Source organism: Treponema sp. OMZ 788 (genome assembly GCF_024181245.1).
GTDB lineage: Bacteria > Spirochaetota > Spirochaetia > Treponematales > Treponemataceae > Treponema_B.
Window position 1 is genome coordinate 669028 of record NZ_CP051199.1, and the last position, 21222, is coordinate 690249.

At 39.6% G+C, this 21222-nt stretch carries 19 protein-coding genes and 1 pseudogene; 11 read left to right on the forward strand and 9 right to left on the reverse strand.

What is annotated here, in order from left to right; genetic code table 11:
• Positions 1–45 precede the first annotated feature (45 nt).
• From E4O00_RS03120 to E4O00_RS03145, 6 genes and pseudogenes are all read left to right on the forward strand, one after another.
• Positions 46–1761 carry a DEAD/DEAH box helicase gene (locus tag E4O00_RS03120; RefSeq protein ID WP_253678530.1) on the forward strand — a complete coding sequence of 572 codons (1716 nt, stop codon included), beginning with the start codon at positions 46–48 and terminating at the stop codon, positions 1759–1761.
• Between the two features lie 72 nt (positions 1762–1833).
• Positions 1834–2427, forward strand: a complete 594-nt coding sequence (locus E4O00_RS03125) for a carboxypeptidase regulatory-like domain-containing protein (RefSeq protein WP_253678531.1) — start codon at positions 1834–1836, stop codon at positions 2425–2427.
• Between the two features lie 17 nt (positions 2428–2444).
• The gene (locus E4O00_RS03130; RefSeq protein WP_253678532.1) at positions 2445–3491 is read left to right on the forward strand and encodes a dihydroorotase; all 1047 of its coding nucleotides are present in this window, start codon (positions 2445–2447) and stop codon (positions 3489–3491) included.
• Positions 3492–3648: 157 nt separating this feature from the next.
• Positions 3649–4633, forward strand: a pseudogene (locus tag E4O00_RS03135) (PD-(D/E)XK nuclease family transposase).
• A 220-nt stretch (positions 4634–4853) separates the two neighbouring features.
• On the forward strand, positions 4854–7289 hold the full coding sequence (locus tag E4O00_RS03140) for a hypothetical protein (protein ID WP_253678533.1): 2436 nt from the start codon (positions 4854–4856) through the stop codon (positions 7287–7289).
• Positions 7289–8329 carry a glycosyltransferase family 2 protein gene (locus tag E4O00_RS03145; RefSeq protein ID WP_253678534.1) on the forward strand — a complete coding sequence of 347 codons (1041 nt, stop codon included), beginning with the start codon at positions 7289–7291 and terminating at the stop codon, positions 8327–8329. The genes E4O00_RS03140 and E4O00_RS03145 overlap by 1 nt, the downstream gene beginning before the upstream one ends.
• Positions 8330–8346: 17 nt before the next feature.
• Here the strand turns inward: E4O00_RS03145 and E4O00_RS03150 are convergent, their stop codons facing one another.
• The 3 genes from E4O00_RS03150 to pbp4b all read right to left on the reverse strand — a co-directional run bounded on the left by E4O00_RS03150 (position 8347) and on the right by pbp4b (position 12607).
• The gene (locus E4O00_RS03150; protein ID WP_253678535.1) at positions 8347–9297 is read right to left on the reverse strand and encodes an Rpn family recombination-promoting nuclease/putative transposase; all 951 of its coding nucleotides are present in this window, start codon (positions 9295–9297) and stop codon (positions 8347–8349) included.
• 134 nt (positions 9298–9431) lie between these two features.
• Complete coding sequence (locus tag E4O00_RS03155) at positions 9432–10643, reverse strand: exo-beta-N-acetylmuramidase NamZ family protein (RefSeq protein ID WP_253678536.1); 1212 nt, start codon at positions 10641–10643, stop codon at positions 9432–9434.
• The gene (gene pbp4b, locus E4O00_RS03160) at positions 10640–12607 is read right to left on the reverse strand and encodes a penicillin binding protein PBP4B (RefSeq protein ID WP_253678537.1); all 1968 of its coding nucleotides are present in this window, start codon (positions 12605–12607) and stop codon (positions 10640–10642) included. The genes E4O00_RS03155 and pbp4b overlap by 4 nt, the downstream gene beginning before the upstream one ends.
• 98 nt (positions 12608–12705) lie before the next feature.
• On the opposite strand from pbp4b, the gene E4O00_RS03165 reads away from it, so the two are divergent.
• Positions 12706–13254, forward strand: a complete 549-nt coding sequence (locus E4O00_RS03165; RefSeq protein ID WP_253678538.1) for a flavin reductase — start codon at positions 12706–12708, stop codon at positions 13252–13254.
• Positions 13255–13265: 11 nt separating this feature from the next.
• Here the strand turns inward: E4O00_RS03165 and E4O00_RS03170 are convergent, their stop codons facing one another.
• Together E4O00_RS03170 and E4O00_RS03175 are read right to left on the reverse strand one after the other, a co-directional pair.
• Positions 13266–14057: a substrate-binding periplasmic protein gene (locus E4O00_RS03170; RefSeq protein WP_253678539.1), complete on the reverse strand. Its 792-nt coding sequence runs from the start codon at positions 14055–14057 to the stop codon at positions 13266–13268.
• 64 nt (positions 14058–14121) lie between these two features.
• The gene (locus tag E4O00_RS03175) at positions 14122–14862 is read right to left on the reverse strand and encodes an ABC transporter substrate-binding protein (RefSeq protein ID WP_253678540.1); all 741 of its coding nucleotides are present in this window, start codon (positions 14860–14862) and stop codon (positions 14122–14124) included.
• A gap of 214 nt (positions 14863–15076) precedes the next feature.
• Between E4O00_RS03175 and E4O00_RS03180 the strand changes: the two genes are divergently transcribed.
• Together E4O00_RS03180 and ffh are read left to right on the forward strand one after the other, a co-directional pair.
• Positions 15077–16150, forward strand: coding sequence for an NAD(P)H-dependent glycerol-3-phosphate dehydrogenase (locus E4O00_RS03180; protein ID WP_253678541.1), 1074 nt, complete (start codon positions 15077–15079; stop codon positions 16148–16150).
• Between the two features lies 1 nt (position 16151).
• Positions 16152–17483, forward strand: coding sequence for a signal recognition particle protein (ffh, locus tag E4O00_RS03185; RefSeq protein ID WP_253678542.1), 1332 nt, complete (start codon positions 16152–16154; stop codon positions 17481–17483).
• Positions 17484–17561: 78 nt separating this feature from the next.
• On the opposite strand, the gene E4O00_RS03190 is transcribed toward ffh, so the two are convergent.
• The gene (locus E4O00_RS03190) at positions 17562–17921 is read right to left on the reverse strand and encodes a TraR/DksA family transcriptional regulator (protein ID WP_253678543.1); all 360 of its coding nucleotides are present in this window, start codon (positions 17919–17921) and stop codon (positions 17562–17564) included.
• A gap of 107 nt (positions 17922–18028) precedes the next feature.
• Between E4O00_RS03190 and infA the strand changes: the two genes are divergently transcribed.
• Positions 18029–18247 (forward strand): translation initiation factor IF-1, encoded by a 219-nt coding sequence (gene infA, locus E4O00_RS03195; RefSeq protein WP_002668257.1) that lies wholly within the window; start codon positions 18029–18031, stop codon positions 18245–18247.
• Positions 18248–18301: 54 nt separating this feature from the next.
• On the opposite strand, the gene E4O00_RS03200 is transcribed toward infA, so the two are convergent.
• From E4O00_RS03200 to E4O00_RS03210, 3 genes are all read right to left on the reverse strand, one after another.
• Entirely contained in the window at positions 18302–18820 is a 519-nt protein-coding gene (locus tag E4O00_RS03200; protein WP_253678544.1) for a J domain-containing protein, read from the reverse strand.
• Positions 18820–19515 carry a UMP kinase gene (gene pyrH, locus E4O00_RS03205; RefSeq protein ID WP_253678545.1) on the reverse strand — a complete coding sequence of 232 codons (696 nt, stop codon included), beginning with the start codon at positions 19513–19515 and terminating at the stop codon, positions 18820–18822. Before pyrH ends, E4O00_RS03200 begins: the two co-directional genes overlap by 1 nt.
• A gap of 110 nt (positions 19516–19625) precedes the next feature.
• Positions 19626–20360: an RNA methyltransferase gene (locus E4O00_RS03210; RefSeq protein ID WP_253678546.1), complete on the reverse strand. Its 735-nt coding sequence runs from the start codon at positions 20358–20360 to the stop codon at positions 19626–19628.
• A gap of 279 nt (positions 20361–20639) precedes the next feature.
• On the opposite strand from E4O00_RS03210, the gene E4O00_RS03215 reads away from it, so the two are divergent.
• Positions 20640–21191, forward strand: a complete 552-nt coding sequence (locus E4O00_RS03215) for an STAS domain-containing protein (RefSeq protein ID WP_253678547.1) — start codon at positions 20640–20642, stop codon at positions 21189–21191.
• Positions 21192–21222 lie beyond the last annotated feature (31 nt).

Genomic DNA, 21222 nt, shown 5'->3' on the forward strand with positions numbered 1-21222 from the left:
TAAGCTATAGATTTTTTTTTACGGATTTATTATACTGAAACGATTATGTTAATTACTTTTAAAGAATTGGGACTTGACGATATAGTCCTTAAAGCAGTTGAAGCCAAGGGCTTTGAAGAGCCTACTCCTATTCAGGTTTTGGCCATTCCCCGCCTTCTTTCCGGAGAGGCAAATGTTATAGCTAAGGCTAGGACCGGAACGGGAAAGACGGCTGCCTTTGGGCTCCCCCTTGTGCAGGAGCTGCGTTCAAATACCGGAAAGGTTAGAGCCCTCATCTTGGTACCGACCAGAGAGCTGGCCGTTCAGGTCGCAGGTGAACTTGAATCTTTTAGAATTGAAGAGTTTCCCCGTATCACTACAGTTTACGGAGGAGCCGCAATCGGCCCTCAGCTGAGAAGCTTAAAAACCGGTGTCGAAATCGTTGTCGGAACTCCCGGCCGGGTGATGGATCATCTTGAGAGGGGCTCCTTAAAAATAGAAGATATAGAATATTTTATTTTGGATGAAGCCGACGAAATGCTGAACATGGGTTTTATCGAAGACATAGAAAATATCTTTTCAAAGGCAAATCCCGAAGCCCGCGTTTTAATGTTTTCGGCTACGATGCCCAAGCAGATATTGGCCATCGCCTCCGACTTTATGGGTGACTATGAAATTGTAGAAGAAGAGCCCCAAGAAGAAAGAGCCTCTTTAACCGAGCAATTTTTTTGGGTAGTCAGGGAAGGTGATAAAACCGAAGCCCTTGTCCGCCTTATAGACACAAGCCCTAACTTTTACGGCCTAGTGTTTTGTCAAACCAAAATCGATGCCGATGATGTTGCAAAAGAACTTGATGAAAGGCACTACGAAGCTGCCGCCCTCCATGGGGACATTCCTCAAAGCCAAAGGGAAAAAATTTTGGAACGTTTTAGATCAAAAAAGACCCGCATCCTTGTTGCAACCGATGTTGCCGCCCGCGGTATCGACATTGAAGGCATCACGCACGTTGTAAACTATGCAATTCCCTATGACGGGCCGACCTATACCCACCGTATCGGAAGAACCGGCCGTGCCGGAGCTGCGGGTATCGCAGTCAGCTTTGTCCGCCCTAACGAGGTAAAAAGAATAGAGTATCTTCGCAAACACGCCCGAGGCGAATTAAAAGAGGGTAAACTTCCTTCAATCGAACAAGTCATCGAAATCAAAAGAACCCGTATCTTAACGGAAACGGCTGCTCAAATCGAAAAAAGAATGAACGAAGAAAAGCCCGAACAAGGTTTTGCAGCCTTTGCAAATAAACTTGTAGAATACGGGGATGCTCAAACAGTTCTTGCCTTTATTCTTCAAATGCAGTACGGCTCATTTTTATCTCCCTCACATTATAAAACTATTAAGCCCGTCCGATCCGAAGGCCGCATACGTAAATCGGATGACGATAGCTTACGCCTTTATATAGGAGTCGGCCGAAAAGACGGAATTACAAAGCGTAAACTGGCCGAAATGCTAAGCCGCCTTCTTTCAATCCCTGAAAGACTGGTAGACGATATTGAGGTCATGGATAGGTTTTCTCTTGCTACGATGCCTAAAAATGCAGCAAATGATGCCTTACGCCTTTGCAAAAAGAAAAGAGGTCTTCCGCATATGCACATTGACGCAAAAACCGAAGCCCCTGCCTCTTACGGCTCTAAAAGGCCTAAACGAGGATTGTCTTCAAAACCAAAAAGAGACACAAAAAAGAAAAAAGAAACTTCAAACTCTGCTTCAAAATATAAACGCAAATAGTTTTAAAACCGATTTTTGCTTGACAACTCACTCTTTTTTGATATATAATTTAACACTAAGGAGAGAATTTGTATGAGTTTTGTAAAGGGAATTATTAGGGATAAAAATAAAAAGCCCGTAAGTCATGCAAAAGTGGCTCTTTTAACCGAAAGATTTGAAATTATTGTAAGCGGCGAAGCTGATGAAGCCGGATGTTTTTGTTTAGAAACCGAATCAAAAAAATACCCTTATTTTATCGCTTCAAAAGGGTTCAATGAAAATTTCCTTGAATTTTGGGGCTACAATATAGATTTGAGGCAAAATGTCGAAATAAATCCTAAACTGGGAAAAATAGAAATTTTCAGTTTGATATTTTTCCCGTCTTTGGATACGGATAATACCATGATGGTTTATTTTCGTCCAATGAGCTCAAAACTTCTTTTAGGGGAAGAAAAGGCCATAGCTCCGGAGCTTAATACCGACGATATAACAGTTTCGGTAAACGGAGATTTTCATGAAATCGTTACTATGAGGGTTATCAACGAGACTGTCGACAAGGGTGTTGAACCCATAAAAGCCTATGCCTTAAAAATAGAAATGGACGGCATAGAATTTGACGGAAAAAATAAGCTTGAAATAAGTATAACAAAGGATGAAGACTACGGCGAAGCCGTTTTGTTTTTTTAGGTTTAAAAGATAAATTTATGATAGATTCGCATGTTCACCTTAGGGACGGCCTATTGGCCGAAAAAGAGACCATCTTCCATGCCCTTTCTTTGGCTTGCCCTGCAGGATTTAGGGGCTTTTTTGATATGCCTAATACAAATCCTCCGCTTACATCCCCTGAAGCCGTATTGGATAGATTTGCTCTTGCCGAACGCTCCATAAAAGATGCTGGAGTTTCTGCCTTCTATGCTGCTTACGGCGGCTTAACCTCAGATAGTTCTCAAATAGAAAAAATGGTCTCGTTTTATAATGAGCATTTTCCCAAAATCGTCGGCTTTAAAATGTTCGCCGGACATTCCACAGGAAACATGGGAATTGTCGAAAAAGAAGAGCAGCGTAATGTTTATTCTGCCCTTGCAAGACTAGGTTATGAGGGGCTTATCGCAATTCACTGCGAAAAAGAAAGCCTTATGGATAACTCCATTTTCAATATTGAAGATCCCATAACTCACAGTCTTGCCCGTCCCGTAACAGCCGAAACAGAATCCATAAAAGATCAAATTGACCTTATTCAATCTGAAGGTTTTAAGGGGCATATACATATCTGCCACATAAGCACAAAAGAAGGCATAAGACTGGTTGCCGAAGCAAAAAAAAGAGGCCTAAATATCTCGTGCGGAGCTACGGCCCATCACGCTCTTTTAAATACCGAAGCCTATAAACAATCAGGTATCTTTGTCAAGATGAACCCTCCTTTGCGTGAAAAAGAAGATCAAAGAGCCGTTTTTAAGGCGCTTATTTCGGGCGATGTTGACTGGATAGAAAGCGACCATGCTCCTCACACCATTGAAGATAAGAAAAAAGGAGCCTCCGGTATTCCGGGTTTTGCAGGTTCTCTTATTCTTCTAAAAGAACTGCGTAAGGCCGGCTGTCCAGAATCCCGCTTAGAAGAACTTTGCGGAAAGGCAGTCAACAAAATTTTTAAGCTTAACTTGCCTTATAAGGTTCCTTCAAACGCCGAAATCGAAGCCTCCCTCCCAAGCCTAAGGAACGGCTATCCCTTTGATGCTTTTGAATTTGTGTAAGTGCTAAAGGAAGAAGTGAAAAGTACTAAGGACAAAGTTCGTCATTCGAACTTTCCCAATTTTCTTAAAAAAAAAATTACTATTTGTTCAAAGTAAAACCCTATAATTATGTGAAAGCAGGAAGGATTTTCTGCAAAAAGTTTTTATAGGAGTTCTTATGAATGATGAAAAAACTATTTTAAATCCCAAGACCGATTGGGTATTTAAGCTTATGTTTTCCAAAGGAGAAGAAGGAAACAAGGCCCTCATAAGCTTTCTTAACGCCTTTTTGGAAGATTCCTACGGTAAAATCACAAAGGCCGACATCCTTAATACCGAGCTCATCAGGGATAGGTCGGCAGGAGAAACTTACCGCCTTGATTTTTTGATTAAGACCGATACAGGTCTTATTGTGGACCTTGAAATGCAGCAGTTTTGGAAAAACAACTATCCAAGACGGAGTCAAATGTATCTTCTGAGGTTAGCCTCACGCTTTTTTAAAGACGGAGCCTAAAGAAGACGATTTTTTGTACGCAATAAGCCTTTCGGTTTTCGGCTGCGATGTTCCCAAAAATGCAGAGCTTGTAAGAGTATCTGATAGCTCTGTAATTCAATATCTTTATGTTGAATTAAACGAGCTAATAGTTTATACTATGAAAAAGAAACTTGAAGAGTACACTCTAAAAGATTTTTGGATAAGATTTTTGGCCAACTATGAAGAAGACAAAAAAAGCGGAATGTTGGAAGAATTGTGTAAATTGGAGGAGGGAATAAGGATGGCAGAAGCGACACTCTTTAGGGTAACGGATGAAGAGAGGCGGATGGCAATAGAGCTCTCTAACGAAAAATACGAGATGTATGTAGAATGTGAAAGGAATGAGGCTAGACGGCTGGGTTTAGAGGAAGGGCGAGCCGAAGGAAGAAATCTAGGCTTAGCTGAGGGCCGTGCCGAAGGAAGAAATCTAGGCTTAGCTGAGGGCCGTGCCGAAGGAAGGAATCTGGGCTTAGCCGAGGGCCGTTCTGAGGGCTTAGCTGAAGGCCGTGCCGAAGGCTTATACCAAAATAAACTTGAAACAGCAAAAAACTTAATTGAAATGGGATTTGCTATGGAAATTATTTCAAAAGCCACCGGCCTAAGCAAAGAAGAAGTGGAAAAACTTTAGAAAGGTACAAATTACTATTCGTTTTTTATTTATTTTTTGTTTTTTCCCGCATTTATCTTGGTATTTTGTCTTTTTTGATGTATAATGAAAGATGTAGGATATTGGAAATACAACCGTGAAGGCCGTTTAAGCAATTTATAATCAATTCGGGTAAACTCCTTAGCGTTCTTTGCGTAAGTTGCATTATATTAAACATTTGACCTTTTTTAGGAGGTGTGTCATGAAAAAGCTATTGTTTTTTATGTTGATACTTGTTTTAGCGGTATCGTCATGTAATTTTCTGATAAATGATGAATATGGCGAGCTCGTTTTGGGTTTTGACGGCTCCCTACCTGACGGATCGAGAGCTTTGGATTCTAATGGACTTCCCATCCTTGCATCATCAAGGCTGGAGGTCAGAATAATCGGCGAAAGCGGAAGTATTATCACCAGAAGTTTGAAGGCCGATGAGCCTAAATCCCTTGTTGAACTTGTACCCATAGGTGAAAAAGTAGAAATAACCGTTACTGCCTACAACCCTTCAGCTCAATGGTCGGGCAAAAAAACTCACACTGTAACTTCCGGCCAAAACCGGGTAACCGTTCTCTTAAGCAAAAAAGCTTCAGGTTTAAATAACCTGCTGTTTACGCAAACGAAAGTAACCAACTCGCAGGGTGTACCTTCTTACAGCTTAACCCTCCACATGGACGGAAAAACTATTAATGTGCCCGAATCGACAAGGTTAGAGCATATCTTTTCCCGCGACAGTAAGGGAAGATTGTATGTCGGATATAAAGCGAATGAGGCCGGTGATCCGCAAAAACTTGTCCGCTATACAAGCGAGGGGGAACTTGACGGACATCCCGTTCAGGCAGCAGTAGATTTTCTTGCAAATGATTATACAACGGGGAAGATGTACGGTGCTTCCGTAAGGCATTTAATGGAGATAAAAGAAGACCTTAGTTTGGCCCGTGTTACTTCGGGTTATGACACCGGTCTTTTTGCCGTAGATAACGGAAGAATTGCAGGCTGTCCCGACTGGAATGATTATCGCCTCTATTTTTCGAAAGTCGGCAGCTCTTCTAGCTCTAATGTGATAGATTACCATATGCTTGTAGGGTATGCCAAGCGGTACGGGCTGGAAGCCTGGCAAGCAAAGGACCTCTTTATCCGCGGCGATTACCTGTATATTCTGTTTAGCTCTGTTGAGGAATCTGATTCCTATGACGATGATGCCGAGCCCACATTGGGTGCCGTACTTAAATGGAAACTCGGTACGGGTTCGGACGGGTTACCCGATATTGTAGGAGACCCGATACTTATCGGAAAACCGGCCGGTTCTCTCCCTATTGAAAATCAGGTACTCCCCTCCTCTTATTACGCAAAAAATTTTTACGGGGCGGTAAAGGTAATCGGCTTTGACGATGAAAACCTCTACATTGCCGACGACGGCTTTGATGCCGCCGATACTCCCGCTGGTGCCCGTGTCGTTAAAAACCGCAACCGCATCGCCATTTTGAATATGCAAACAAACGAATTGACCTTTACGGATGTCGGCCCTGCAAAATGGTATAACGAATGGAAGGAGTGGAAAGCTCCCAATACCAAGACGATTGTCTGGAACAAGACACATGATGGAAACGGCAGCTTCGAAAAAACGACATTCAAGCAACAAGGTCTTTCGGGCGAATTATTTGAAACCGAATCAAACGAAGACGGCCTTTTTGCCTTTGATCAAAGCGGCATTTTGTATATCCCGTATAAAGGTTTCAGTAATAACAAGATAAAGCGTTTTATGCAGAAGGATAACGGAACATACGAAGAGGGTGAAGAATTCGCATTTCCTACTCCCTCTCATTTACCCGGTGCTATGGCTGTAGATACCTCACGTTCTCATAGATTTACCGCTCATAAAGCGGGAAGTTCGCCTGAAGAAAATTATTACAATGTGTTGTATTGTATAAGCGGTAATAATGATATAAACAGGTTCGTATGGACTGGTGATTTTAGCGATGCTTTTAAAGATGACCCTTATAGTGTTGCAGATCCGGGCTGGCGCATTACCGCACTTGCGGCAAATAAGGACGGTCTTTTTGTTGCTCTTAGGAAGTCGGAAACTCCGCCGACCGGCACTCCTACATACGGTATTAAAATCAACCGCTATGATAAGGTTTCTAAAGCTTTATTGGGAACGGTTGTTCTCGTACCCGAAGGAACTTCCGAAAAAGTAGGAGCTTTCTCTATAAATGAAAAAATTACGGATATGCATATTCAGGATGGTAACTTATATGTGTTAACCTTAAAAGAAATGCGAGAAGATAACAGCACTACTGATAAGCGATTATTCACTTCGGGTAAATTATGGTATATAAGCAGTACTGCCGATTTTGGAGATAATAAACGGGTTTTGTATGAATCACGCGAAAAAACTTCAGAGCCGGATACATTGGAGAAAAATTTTGCTCCGCTCCGCTTTATTGCCGTAAAACCAAAAAAACTCGTTATCGCCTCCGACGGATATTATGGTGAAAAATATGACTGGCATTGCATAAAGAATTTTGATAAAGTATTTACGTTTGATATAGGTTCTTGGAATAGTCCTGTCGGGGAGCCGGTTGAAAATACAACGTTTACAAAGGTTTTAACAGTATCCGCCGAGTATGAATTTTTACCGTAATGCTTCCCCTTATCAGTCTTTCCGTTCCGGTATACGGAACGGAAAGCACTTTACCCGCCTTGCTGGACAGCATATTGGAGCAGCAGCCCCTGCCCGCTAATGCCGCAGGGCGGGGAGCTTTACCGATTGAAATCCTTATCGTCAATGACGGAAGCCCCGGCGGCTCCTCCTTACCTAAAATCCTCAAACCCTATAAAAAGAAATTCAAAAGCCTCGGCGTTCCCCTGATTCTTTTGCAGCACCGTAAAAATCAGGGCTTGTTTGAAGCACGCAGAACGGCAGCTTTGTCCGCACAAGGGGAATGGGTATGCTGTATAGATTCCGATGACACCCTTCCGCCCGATGCCCTTTTGAATTTTTATGAAGGCTTACTTGCTTCCGGCAGCGGGAATCTTGACAATGCCGCCGATATAGTTCACGGCAAAATGGCTGTTACCCTGCACGGTTCCGATAAAATCGCACCTGAAGCTTATCAGAGATTCGAGCAAAAGGCAAAAATTGTCCGGCTGATTTTTAACGGACATCTTTCCGGGGATGAGATTCTCGATAATTTTTTAATTAAAAAAGGGCATAACGGGTTTTTGTGCGCAAAACTGTTCCGCACCAGCATACTGCGTTCGGTATACGAAACACTTCCCCATACCTACTGTATCAATGCCGAAGATTTGCTTTTGTATTTTTTCATCTTGCTTGAAAAGCCGTCCTATTACGGTATCGATAAGGTTGTTTACAATTACAGTCAGGATTCGGGCATTACGTCCGCCAATCACATTACAAGCCTTGAACGCTGGGAAAAGGTTTGTTCCACCTCGTCGGTTTTTACCCTTATTTTTTCATATATTGACGAACATCCCTTCCCCGAACATTCTGCTCCCGCCCTTATACGGGAACTTCGTGCAATATGCAACACCTATCTTGCAACAAACCTCGGTCAGCTTAAACATCTTGTCATTCCCTCCCTGCAAGCCGCCGCCTACGCAATGCTCTGCGATTACTGGGGAGAAGACTATGTAAAACAAATCGAGATATTGAAAGCTTGATTTATTGCGGATTAATTTTATAAAGCTTCAATTTCTTCTTTGCAAAGCCTTGTCATTTGCACAATAAAATCAAGTTCGCAATTTGCTTCTTTCATCAGCTTTGCTGTTTCAAGGGCTTTTTGGTGTGAGCCTTGCTCAATTCCTTGCTCGATACCTCGTTCTATTCCTTGTTCAATACCTTGTTCAATTCCCTGTTCGATACCTTGTTCTATTCCTTGTTCAATTCCTTCGGCAAAGGCTATTTCACGTTCTTCAGCACGCTGTACGGCTATATCGGTTTCATAATCATATTCAGCTAACAGCATATTTATTACCTCCTTAGTTTTGCGTTTTAGATAGTCACTTAAGATACCATTCGCTATACATTCTTCAATAGCTTTTTGAAAAGCATTTTGAGGATCATTTTTTTTCCATCTGCGTACTGTTTCTACAAATAAGGTATATTCATACATCGGTTTGCAGTTTTTCAGAACCGGATGACGTTTTTTTTGGTTTATATTTATTACCTTGACGGTTAATTCAAGGTTGGGTTTTTCTGTACTTTCTATAAAAGCTTCTGAGAGTTTTAGTGTTTTATCACAGGGAAATGGATCTTCCCCATTGTAGAAAACATAGAATTCCGGGGTTGGAATATTAAGAAGTTTACGGCTATATTTTTCCTTTGACTGGAAGAGGCTTTCGTAAAGACGGCTTACATATTCAAGACAACGCAAAGGCATATTAGGATTGATAGTTGATTGATGCTCTGCAAGTACTATGACTTTGTTATCTACAAGATATGACACATCATTATAAAATGACATATATAAAACTTGATCAAGTCTGACATTTTTCAGCTGTTCTGTATCTTTAAGTTCCGTACCATGTAAGGCATTGTAAAGAGATAAAAAGTTTTCTTTAGCTTTTTCATCCTCACTGAATAAATCGACGAAGACCGAGTCTTTATATTTTCTGTTTGAAGTACTCATAGCTATGCCTCCTTGCTGTTTGTAGTATAACATAGATTAACAAGTTTTTAAAGAGTATAGGCAGATATTTTAAATGTGAAGATAGAAAAGTGAGAAGTGCGAGGTTTGAAGTTCAACCTTTGACCTTCGTACTTTCAATACATCAAATACCTTTTTCTCATCTTTAAAAATTTTTGTTCGTCCTTTTCAATGAAGTCAAAGTATTCATCTAAGGAAAGGCTCATTTTGCTTAGCTTATCCGTTCCGGTTAATAGATTTAGGCCGCAATGTTTTGCGGGGTAGTTGTATATCTTAAACTTATCGGGATACATTTCTCTTATTGTATACATTACGGCAATTCCGGTTTTTACGGGTAAAAATTTATTTTTATCCCTTACGATTATCTGAACGCCTTCGCATAGCTCATTCTTATAAACTGAAAGGGCCGGTGTAAAATAAGCGGGCTTAAAAAATACTCCGGCAAGGCGGAGAGCATTTAGTTTTGCTGTCAAGGCTTCCGCCTCTATGTAGGGGGCTCCAAGGTATTTAAAGGGCATTGTTGTTCCGCGGCCTACCGAAATATTTACTCCTTCAAATATACAAAAGCCGGAATAGACCAAGGCCGTATCTGGTGTGGGAATATTTGGCGAGGGAGGAATCCACATCAAGTTAAGGTCTTCAAAATAATCTTCCCTTTTCCAGCCCTGCATAGGTATTACCTTTAAATTACAGCCTATCTTAAATTCCTCATTGAACATCAAGGCCAATTCCCCGCAAGACATTCCATGACGCTGCACAATGGGAAAATAGCCCGTAAATGATTTAAACTCTTCATTTAAAATATTTCCTTCGACATTTATTCCGTTTATGGGATTGGGCCTGTCAAAAACTACAAATGTTTTTCCGTCACGGGCACAGGCCTCCATGGCATAGGCCATTGTATAGATATATGTGTAAAACCGTGCTCCCGCATCCTGAATATCAAAGCACAAAACATCTATTTCGTTTAGCATTTCCTTTGTAGGCCGCTTTGTTTTTCCGTAAAGACTGTAAACGATAATCCCTGTTTTTTTATCTACCGAGTCGGCAATACCGGCACCTTCTCGTGCGTTTCCCCTTATTCCGTGTTCGGGAGAAAAGAGGGTTTTAAGATTTGTTTTTTCATGTAGAATTTCGATGCTCGATCTTCCCAAAGAATCTATGCCTGTTTGGTTGGTAATCAAGCCTATTCTTTTTCCTTTAAAAAGATTAAAAAACTCTTCTACTCTTTCAATGCCGAGTTTAAAATCCGGCTTGTCCGTTTTTCCGTTAGCAAGGGCAAGGAGTGCAAGGCTAAAAAAGAAAATGAAAAAAAATTTTTTTTTCATTTTGCATTTCCTTCGGAATAGCGTTTTACCAAATTTTTCTTTGAGTGTCTTGAGGTAAGCTCCTCAAATATTTCTTTTGCCTTTTTACTTTTTAAAAAATCTCTCAATGCGGATGACTTTTTTGACTGTTCCTTTAGGCTTTCCATAACGGCTTTTAAATCCTTGTAAGAGCCTTCATTATCATATATTTCGGGAATCGTATCTATAATTTCTTTTCTGCCTATTGCAAGTTCGATAAGCATTTGATCCAGCATAGCATCATCATAATTTTTAAATGCGGAATAAATAAGGGTTGTAAGAGCTCCATAGTTTTTTGCAAGATAAAAATCTCCCTCATATTTTCCGCGTAAATTTTTACCGAACAGGGCTGGAGTGTTCTTTGCACTTGTAAATATTATGATTATTAAATCCTCTTTAGGATCTATTACGGTCAGGGTTCCGGTCCAGCCTGTGTGGCCTATTGTGTTTGGGCTTGCAAGCTGCGAAAAGGCCCAGGCATAGCTGTTATTAAGTCCCTGCCTCCTCCATCCTAAACCTGCCTGCGAAAAAAAGTTTCCCTGACTGGTAAATAAATTTAAAACGCTTGAATCAAATAGTTTGATATTTCCGTATCCTCCGCCGTTTAACATAACCTGAGCAAGAACCGCTATGCTTTTTGCATTTGCAAATAGCCCGGCATGACCGCTTACCTGATTCATGGAATTATAGGCCTCCGGATCATGCACTGTTCCGTGAACCGGCAAGTATTTTAGGTGCTGAAATTTTTTATCCCTTGTTCTTTTTGGTGCATGTATTTCGGTTGCGGTAATATCTTCTTTTGTAAAGCCTTTTTTTAAGGGCTCATAACACACTGAAGATAAATTTAAGGGTTTATAAATATTTTCTTCCGTATACTTATCCAAGGGCATACCGGTTACCTTTTCTATAATCAAGCCTAGGAGAATATAATCTATATCGGAATATAATACTTCCGTACGCGGAGAATATATTAGCGGAGTATTACAAATAAGTTCTAAAACAATTTCCTTGTTTTGCCTTTTGTCGTTTTTCTTTTTTTGGGTTATTTTTTTGTTTACATAATATTGAGCCCCTGCAGGAAAACCTGCCTGATGTTTTAATAAGTCTTCAACGGTAATTTCTTTTTTTCCCTTAAAAAGAGCTCTTTTTTTATCTTTAAACTCCGGGAAAAAACTGCTTATCTTATCGTAAATTGAAATTTTATTTTCCGATAAAAGTTTTTGTAAGGCAAAATTTACCGTGTACATTTTGGTATTGCTCGCCAAATCGAAAAGGGTCTCATCGGTAATAGGTTTCTTATTTATCAGCGGATATCCGAACTCGTCGACTGTGCTTATATAACCGTAGGCCGAGTTTTTTATCATTTTTCCGTCTTTTACAACTACTATTTGAGCCGACGGAAAGCCGTTTTCTGTTTCGGCCTTCATAATATCGTCTATTATTTGAAAGGCTCTATAATTTACATTATTTAATTTTGCTTTTTTTTCGATGATTGAAGGGTAGGGGATTTTTACCGACAGGTTATAATCATTGTCAAATTTTTTTTCTGCTTCAATATTTGTAATAAGAATATTATTACTTCCGTTTATTACATCATCTCCAATATAAATTTTAGTGTATTGATTTGTACATATTTTTTTTGTATCTATTTTTTTTCCGTTTAAATATAAAATAAAACTTTTTATATTTTTTGCATAAAAATAAATCTCTCCCTGTCCCTTATAGGCCTTAAACGGAATAAAGCTGTTGGGCAAAATCGACGGATCGAATTTTTCATCTTCAAGCGGAAAACTTACCTCAGTCTGAAAGCCTAAAAAACTTTCTTCGTTTTTTTCCGATGCATAAAATATTTCCGATTCTGCCGGCATCGTTTTTATCTTTGTTATTTGGGGAGAGCGGCATGATAATACTAGGGCAGCAAAAAAAATGCAGCAAAACTTTTTCATAAGGTAATTGTATCATAAAATTTAAAAATAAAAAAGAAGAAAAATTTCTTCTTGAACATCAAAGGATTATCGTATATAATAAATTCGGAGGGAAACTTATGTCACAATTTAAAATGCAAAAAGCGGCTGCCGAAATTCTGGATAAATTGATAAAACCTATTTCATCTATTACCGGACAGAATAATGAGGGCTTTTTACTGACTGCAGGATGCGGAACCAAGCGTGAACAATGGAATACAATGACTGCCGGCTGGGGATCCATAGGGTTTTTGTGGAATAAGCTGACAGCTACCGTTTATGTAAGGCCCACCAGATATACTTCCGAATTTATCGATAAAGAAGATTATATGACTCTTTCTTTTTTTGACGAAAATGATCCGTGGGTGCGAAATATGTTGGCATTCTGCGGCTCCGCTTCAGGCCGCGATATAGACAAAGCAAAGGAAACAGGTTTAAAACCTATTATGCTTGACGAAGGGATTATCTCGTTTGAGCAGGCTAAGGCGGTCCTTTCATGCCGTAAACTCTACCGCAGCGAATTCGATATGGATTTATTTATCGACCCGCAGATTATAGTGGATGCATATCCTCAAAAAAATTTTCACTATGTTTATATTTGCGAAATAGTCGGAGTTTACACAAAATAAGCAAATAGGGGTTAGCGTCCTATGATGGATATGTTAGCCCCGAACCATTTTTTACTTGTTTTTTCTAAAAAATCGGTTTTAGCCATATCTTTTAAACTTGACTCGACTGCATTCATCAGGGCAAGGTCTCCTTTTCTAAAGGCTATAACATATTCTTCATATGCTATAGCTTCATCAAGTACCCTGTAAGATCCTGTTCGTGTATGTATCAGGCTGTTTATCGAAAGAAGGTCGTATACTACACATTCTATCTCATCTTTTTCAAGAGCATTTAAGGCTTCTTGTGCAGTCCTAAACACAACCGTCTTCTTAAATACACCATGGGTAAATTCTGCTTTTTTCAGACTTGCCTGTATAAATGATGAGGTTGTAACTCCTATTTTCTTTTCTCTTATATCTTGGATTTCATAGTAAGGAGACTGGTCCTTTACAACGAATATTACGGCACTTTTTATATAAGGAGCTGTAAGAGTATATACCTCATCCCTTTCCTTACTGTATGCAAAGGCACTCCATATACAGTCTATTTTTCCTTCTTTCAGTAGATTATCACGTTGAGCCCATTTTATTGCTTTAAAAACCGGCTTTATTTTCATTTTATTACACAGTTCTTTCGCTATTTCAATGTCATAGCCTTCCATTTTTGTCGTAAAAAGGTTTCTAAAAGAAAAAGGAGGATAATCATCTCTTATTCCTATTATAAATTCCTTTTTTACAAGAACTTTTGCAAGAGAAATATCATTTTCTTTTTTTTTGGATGCGGACGGCTCTAGGTTTACAGGAGGCCATAAATAATAAGGCAAACAAAAGTATAAAACCAAGTTTTAAAATACAATTCGAATTTTTTTTCATAACAGATTTTCCTCTTTATTTTCCAAAAATTATTATATCCGTGCCGAACCATTTTCTTGAAATCTTTTCAAGAATCCCTTTTTGTTCCAGTTCGTATAAAACTCGTTCTACTTCAGTTTTTAAGGCCTCGCTGCCTTTTTTAAAAGCATATACATAGGAGTCCAAGGCTATAGCCTGTTCAACAAGGCTGTACATCTCTGGCTCTTTGTTCAGGTATGCAGCCATTGTCGAAATATCTCCTACACAGGCATCCACACCGAAAGATTTTAAGTCTACTAAAATGTGAGGAATATTACTGTATGAATCATTGAGAGAATGTATCCTGCTCATTATTTCGGGATTATTTTTAATTAAGGCTGCTCCCAAACTTCCTCTTTGTCCTCCGATCTTCTTATCCTTCAAGTCTTCTATACTGTTAATTCCCCTTGATCGTAAAGTCAAAAGAACTACAGCATTGCGTAAATAAGGTGCAGTAAGCTCATAGGCTTCATTCCTTTCATCGGAATAAGAGAAACCCGATGCTATACAGTCGATAACTCCGCCATTTATAAGCTCGTTTATTTCGCTGGGAACTATTGTACGGAATTCCACATCTATATTCATTGCATTTGCTATTTCTTTAAAAACATCAATGTCAAAACCTACTATTTCGTTTTTATTGTCGTAAAAACAGATGGGAGGATTGTACGCATTTACTCCGACAATAATTTTGGATCTTACAAGAACTTCAGCTAAAGAAACATCATCAGACGACATTTCATACTCTTTATCTTTTTTGCACGAAAAAAACAAGCAGACCAGTAAAATTAATGCAAAAAAAGCGGCTTTCCGGTTTAATTTATTACGCATGAGCTTAATATATCATAGTATCTATAAATTGTAAAGAACGGAAAAGAAGCTTGTTTTTTCAAATTTGCATTTCTTGAAACTTTTGTCAAAAAATGGTAGACTTAAAAACAGGAGAGAATTTGTGAACGATAAGATTGCGATTATCGGAGCCGGTTCTTGGGGAACGGCTGTGGCCTGTTCTTTAGGAAAGAACGGACACAGGGTTGTTCTTTGGAGCCATACCGCTTCTGTTGCCGATTCGATAAATACGGACCATATAAATGTAAAATATCTGCCTAATCATAAATTGCCCAAAACCGTTTCTGCCTCTACGGATATGGAAGAGGTATGTAAGGATGCTTCTTTTATATTTTTAGCAAGCCCTTCGCTTTATTTAACCGCAGCAGTTGAAGAACTTCTAAAATTTGCACCGTTCAGCAATGATGACGGTACTATGCCTTATCCTACGATAGCCGTATTGACAAAGGGGTTTATTCCGGACGAAAACGGAGAGCCTCAGTTTATAATAGATGTTTTGGAAAAAATGCTTCCCGATTTTTATAAAAATCATCTGGTCTATGTTGCGGGCCCAAGTCACGGGGAAGAGGTGGCCGAAGGCAAACTGACAGGTCTTATAGCGGCTTCGCAAAATCCCATGTGTTCCATCCGCTGCCGCGAGATTTTAAGGTCGAGGAGTATGCTCGTATATTCCAGCTTGGATATAATCGGGGTGCAGGTTTGTGCAGCCGCTAAAAACGTTATAGCTGTCGCCTTCGGTGTCTTGGATGCCTTGACGGTAACCTCCGATATCTTCGGCGACAATACCGAGTCCCTCCTCTTGGCAGCAGGCTTAAACGAGATTCAGATTATAGGCCGTGCCATGGGGGCTACCCATCCCGAAACCTTTACCTCAATATCGGGGGTAGGCGACTTGGACGTAACCTGCCGAAGTAAGTACGGAAGAAACCGCCGCTTCGGAAATGAAATCATAACAAAAAAAATCCTCCTTTCTTTTGAAAATTTGGACGATCTCATTAAAAATATAGATAAAATCGGTTACCTGCCCGAAGGGGTAGTTGCTTGTAAATACCTGAACATTCTTGCAGAAAAGCGTAATTTAAAGCTGCCCATATGTTCCGGACTTTATAAAATCTTAAACAAGGAATTAAAACCTCTTGATTTAATAGAAAACTTACTAAAGGGAGATACAAAGTAATATGCTCGAAAATATTACCGAAAAATTCGGCGGGATAATCCGCTCTTTGAGCGGTAAGTCCAAAATTACCGAAAAAAATATCGAAGATACAATCGAAGAAATAAAAACGGCTCTTTTGGATGCCGACGTAAACTTACGGGTTGTACGCCGTTTTATAAATGCCACAGCCGAAGAAGCCAAGGGCGAAAGGGTTTTAAAATCCGTTGATCCCGGGCAGCAGTTTACAAAGATTGTATACGATAAGATGACCTCCTTTTTGGGGGATGAAAAAAAATCCCTCGACCTAAGGGGGCCTGATACCCAATCCGTCATCCTATTTTTGGGGCTCCAAGGTTCGGGAAAGACGACCAGTGCCGCAAAATTGGCTTTAAAGCTTAAAAACGAGGGCCGAAAGCCTCTTTTGGTTGCCTGCGACCTTGTCCGCCCCGCCGCCGTCGAGCAGCTTTCAGTTTTGGGAGATAATATCGGTGTTCCCGTTTACAAGGAAGAAACAAAGGATGCGGTAAGGGTTGCTAAAAACAGTCTGGCCTTTGCCAAAAAGAACTTCTACGATACGGTTATCGTCGATACTGCGGGCCGCCTCCAAATCGACGAAGACATGATGAAGGAAATCGTCAATATCAAGTCGTCAGTAAAACCTATGGAAACCATCCTTGTTGCCGACTCCATGACGGGACAAACGGCAGTTGATGTTGCAAAGGAATTCGACGAGCAGGTTGGTCTTTCAGGCCTAATCCTTACCAAATTCGATTCCGACACCCGAGGCGGTGCGGCCCTTTCCCTAAAAACTATAACGGGCAAGCCTATTTTTTACATAGGAACAGGCGAAAAACTTGAAGATTTTGAACCATTTTACCCCGACCGCATTGCAAGCCGCATTTTGGGCATGGGAGACATCGTTTCTCTTGTCGAAAAAGCCCAAGCTCTTTATGATGAAGAAGAGGCCGAAAAGCTTCAAAAAAAGATGCAAAATGAAAGTTTCAGCCTTGCCGATATGCTCATGCAGTTGGAGCAGGCCGAAAAAATGGGCCCCTTAGAGTCAATGCTTGATATGATTCCCGGTCTTTCAGGTCAGATAGACAAGGATAAGCTAGATCTTTCTCTTTTAAAACGCCAAAAGGCCATAATCCAGTCCATGACCTTAAAAGAAAGGGATAATTTCCGTATTATCGGGCCGCCCCGCCGTAAGCGCATTGCAAAGGGCTCCGGAACCTCTGTAGGCGATGTTAACAAGCTTTTAAAACAATTTGAAAAGACCCGCCAAATGATGCGGAAGGTCTCAAAGAATAAAGGCTTGCAAGCCAAAATGATGTCCGGCGGACTTTTCGGATAAGGTTACCCATTAAAATTAAAAGGCCTTGAAGCTTTAAGCTCAAGGCCTTTTTAGATGGTTGATGCTTATTTTTTCGTTTTAAGGACGCATCTTTTTTTCGGATTTGCTTTGACATTCGATACATTTTAGGGCATAGGGCAGGGCCTTTAACCTGTCTTCAGGAATCTGCTCCTTGCAGGTAATGCATTTTCCGTACTTGCCCTCTCTTATCCTTTCCAATGCAGAATCAATCTTTTGCAGCTTTTTTACATTATTTTCGCCGATAAATTCGAGCATATCTCTGTCGGTACTATACGAGGCCAGATCCGCAAAGTCTTTGGGAATGCTGTTCGCTAGGGTTTCTGCATACTCTTCATTGTTTTTTTGCAATGAAGCGAGTATTTCATCCCTTTCTTTTAGCAAATATTCTTTCATTTCCTCAATAAACTTCTTTTTCATACACGTCTCCTAGTTGACAATTTTTTTAATAGACCTTAGAATTATACGACTAAATCAAGCAAAAAGCAAATGTTTTTTTTGAATTTATTCATTTTTTTGGAGGTCTTGTGGCTAAGGAAGAAGCAATTGAAGTTGAAGGTATTGTTAAGGAGTCTCTTCCCAATACTATGTTTAGGGTTGAGTTAAAAAACGGTCATGTTATTTTGGCTCATTTATCGGGAAAGATGCGAAAGCATTATATTAAAATTGTACCGGGAGATACGGTCAAAGTTGCCTTATCCCCCTATGACTTAACAAGAGGCCGAATTATCTTCAGAGAAAGATAAGAGCCTGCTAAGGGCTGCCTCTTATCAAAGATAACCTCTTACCGTTGGTAAGCCCTAATCAAATATCGCCATATAGCCTTTCCGTATTCGGATGATGCCCTCCGAAACAAGGGATAAGGCTAAAAGAAGCCCGAAAATTCCTAAAAAGATAATACTCTTAAATAGCAAGAGTCCGGCTATAGTCAGTACTATGCCGCGTATAAGAATCTTGAAGGCTTCGCTTCGGCTGATTTTCTCCCTTTTTTTTGCATTCGCATTTCGGACCTTTCTCCAATTTTTCCACCAGTTAGAATTGAAAATATCGTCTCCAAAGGGGTTTGCATTTTGACCGTAATTATATGTTCTCTCTGATGAGCTGAATGGGCTTGCTATGCTTAGGTCATAGTCCCTTCGTCTTTTAGGGTCAGAGAGCACCGAATAAGCCTCGCTTATATTCTTAAATTTTTCTTCGGCTATTTTATTATCAGGATTTTTATCGGGATGATATTTCATAGCCAACGATCTATATGCCTGTTTGATCTGGTCTTCACTAGCATTATTAGAAACATTAAGTATATTGTAATAATTTTGCACTAACCTATCACCGTTCCTTTGAATTCTTTACCATTGAGAATATTTTCCAAATTCTCAATATCTTTTCCTGCTGCACATATGACCTTTATGCCTGCTTTTTGGGCTCTTTGACTGGCTATAGGGTCAAAGGGGGTATTTTTTCCCGGAACCCATTCGGTTCCGACTATTTTTATAAAATCTTCCCAAGAAATTGAATCTATAGGTTTTGCTTCAGGATTCTTTTTTGGGTCATCTGTATAGACCTTAGCAATGTTTGAAAGATTTACTACCAAATTTCCCGAAAATCTTTCGGCAAGGAGTACGGCATCATTGTCTGTAGAAAAACCGGGCTTCCAGCCGGCTGCAACCAGAATTTGACCGCCGAACATATCCACTGATGTGGGATCATAAACTACAGGATTAGGACAAAGATCTTCAAAAACAGCCTTGACAAGCTGGGCATTGAGCCTTGTAGCCATTATTCCTATCCAATCTGCTTCATCATTCTTTACAGAACCCTTTCTTAGATCACACACTGTTCTATATGCGTTTTGATAATCCCGGGCCGGAGCTCCGCCTCCGATTACCATGATGAGTTTTCGTGATGAGTCTTGAGAAAGCCAAGTTCTTATAATTTTTGAAAATTTATCTAAAAAATCAAAATCAGGTTTATCCGGAGCTACTATCGAGCCTCCTACCGACAAAACAGTTACCATAATCTCCCTCCTAAAAGCCAACCTATTACTTGACAATATAATGCATTAACCGATAATTTTCAACAAAAAATATGTTTTTTATTACATAATGCATACTCTTAATTTGTATACTAACAACTATACATGAAAAAAAGTTTCTTAAAAATTTCAGTTAAATGCATAGTATCGAATTCAGAAGCACCCGCAGAGGATAAAAGCTCGATAAAAAAGGTTTCGTTTATTTTTTTTCCGCCTTTTTTAAATAAACCGAGGCCTGAAAGGTATTTACATATCTGTTCGGAATTTTCTTGAATCATCTTCATTGAAGCCTTTTGTAAGTAGATGTTTTTTTCCGTACTTGGGTTATCTTTTTCTGCAATGTAAATGGAGTAACAAAGAATAAGTACTGCATGTGAAAGATTATACGAGCCGAAGGCTTCTTCAGCAGGGATATTAACCGAAAACGAGCATAGATTAAGCTCTTCATCGATAAGACCTGTGCGTTCATTCCCGAAAACAAGACCTAGTCTGCCCCCGTAAAATTTTTTTAAATCCATACAAAGTTCTTCCGGGCTTATACCCAGATCTTTTCGTTTATGGCCGGTACGCCTGCTTGTTCCTATCAAGGCTGAACAGTCCGAGGCGGCATCTTTTAGTCCTTCGATTGTCGGAGGATAAAAATGAGCTTTTTTCCACACATGGGAGGCGTGAAGGGCCAGTTTTAAGACCTCCGTTTCATCATAATCCTCTTTATTTCCCGTAATTCTCAAATCTTCAAAACCTGTATTTGCCATAACTCTGCATACGGCTCCTATGTTTGCACTTGTTTCGGGACGGCACAAAATAATTGTTTTTTCAAAGTTCATTTTTGTATATTGCCCTCATTCAGCCCTTATGTCAATAGAAATTAAAAAAAATTGTGAAATTTTAAAAAATAAGCTATAACCTTGTAAATATCCGCCGATATTGTAACTGTGATAGGATGTCTTTGTTCTTGTATGGTATTATTTGAATTATTATAAAGTACAGGTACAGAAAAATATATATTTTTTTGTTTTATGTTTGACTTTTTTTAAAATAAAGGGTATAATATAGGCTAGAGATACTGGATTATTTCTTTATTTTGAAAGTAAATCGGGAGAATTATGAGTAATAACAGTGTTATAGCCGGCTTCGATGATGAAAAAGATGACAGCTTGAAGATTCGGCTTCAAAGAGTAGATGGACTTGACAAATGCGTGGTTGTTTTTTTAAACGGCTACATTGATACCTATAACTCTGCGTTTTTTCAAAAGCGCATTGCAAAAATTATAGACGGCGGATTTATACAAATTGTATTTAACTGTGCAGCTTTAAACTACGTTTCTTCAACGGGTATAGGTTCGTTTACAGCCTTTTTAAAAACAGTAAAACCAAGAGGCGGAGATATAGTTTTATTGGATATTCAGCCTAAGGTATATGAAATATTCCAGCTTCTAGGCTTTTCTCAATTTTTCAATATTAAGGATGCCTTGTCTGATGCGGTAGCCTTTTTCCAAAGCTCAAGCACAACCGCAAATGCACAAGTATTTCCAAAAATCTTTGCCTGCCCTATATGTTCAAAGAAACTTAAGGCTACTAAGGCCGGCCGTTTTAGATGTTCTGAATGTAAAACTATATTGGCTATCGATAATAATGCTCAAGTATTTTTGGGCTAATGTTTGATATTAATTTAAAATTGCAGTTTGT

Bases quoted from the DNA above. Each gene is read 5' to 3' on its own strand.
- E4O00_RS03120 (WP_253678530.1), top strand. From the start codon at position 46: ATGTTAATTACTTTTAAAGAATTGGGACTTGACGATATAGTCCTTAAA.
- E4O00_RS03165 (WP_253678538.1), top strand. From the start codon at position 12,706: ATGTCACAATTTAAAATGCAAAAAGCGGCTGCCGAAATTCTGGATAAA.
- E4O00_RS03210 (WP_253678546.1), bottom strand. From the start codon at position 20,360: ATGAACTTTGAAAAAACAATTATTTTGTGCCGTCCCGAAACAAGTGCA.
- E4O00_RS03155 (WP_253678536.1), bottom strand. From the start codon at position 10,643: ATGAAAAAAAAATTTTTTTTCATTTTCTTTTTTAGCCTTGCACTCCTT.
- pyrH (WP_253678545.1), bottom strand. From the start codon at position 19,515: ATGGTAACTGTTTTGTCGGTAGGAGGCTCGATAGTAGCTCCGGATAAA.
- E4O00_RS03215 (WP_253678547.1), top strand. From the start codon at position 20,640: ATGAGTAATAACAGTGTTATAGCCGGCTTCGATGATGAAAAAGATGAC.
- E4O00_RS03125 (WP_253678531.1), top strand. From the start codon at position 1,834: ATGAGTTTTGTAAAGGGAATTATTAGGGATAAAAATAAAAAGCCCGTA.
- ffh (WP_253678542.1), top strand. From the start codon at position 16,152: ATGCTCGAAAATATTACCGAAAAATTCGGCGGGATAATCCGCTCTTTG.
- E4O00_RS03175 (WP_253678540.1), bottom strand. From the start codon at position 14,862: ATGTCGTCTGATGATGTTTCTTTAGCTGAAGTTCTTGTAAGATCCAAA.
- E4O00_RS03190 (WP_253678543.1), bottom strand. From the start codon at position 17,921: ATGAAAAAGAAGTTTATTGAGGAAATGAAAGAATATTTGCTAAAAGAA.
- pbp4b (WP_253678537.1), bottom strand. From the start codon at position 12,607: ATGAAAAAGTTTTGCTGCATTTTTTTTGCTGCCCTAGTATTATCATGC.
- E4O00_RS03130 (WP_253678532.1), top strand. From the start codon at position 2,445: ATGATAGATTCGCATGTTCACCTTAGGGACGGCCTATTGGCCGAAAAA.
- E4O00_RS03140 (WP_253678533.1), top strand. From the start codon at position 4,854: ATGAAAAAGCTATTGTTTTTTATGTTGATACTTGTTTTAGCGGTATCG.
- E4O00_RS03145 (WP_253678534.1), top strand. From the start codon at position 7,289: ATGCTTCCCCTTATCAGTCTTTCCGTTCCGGTATACGGAACGGAAAGC.
- E4O00_RS03150 (WP_253678535.1), bottom strand. From the start codon at position 9,297: ATGAGTACTTCAAACAGAAAATATAAAGACTCGGTCTTCGTCGATTTA.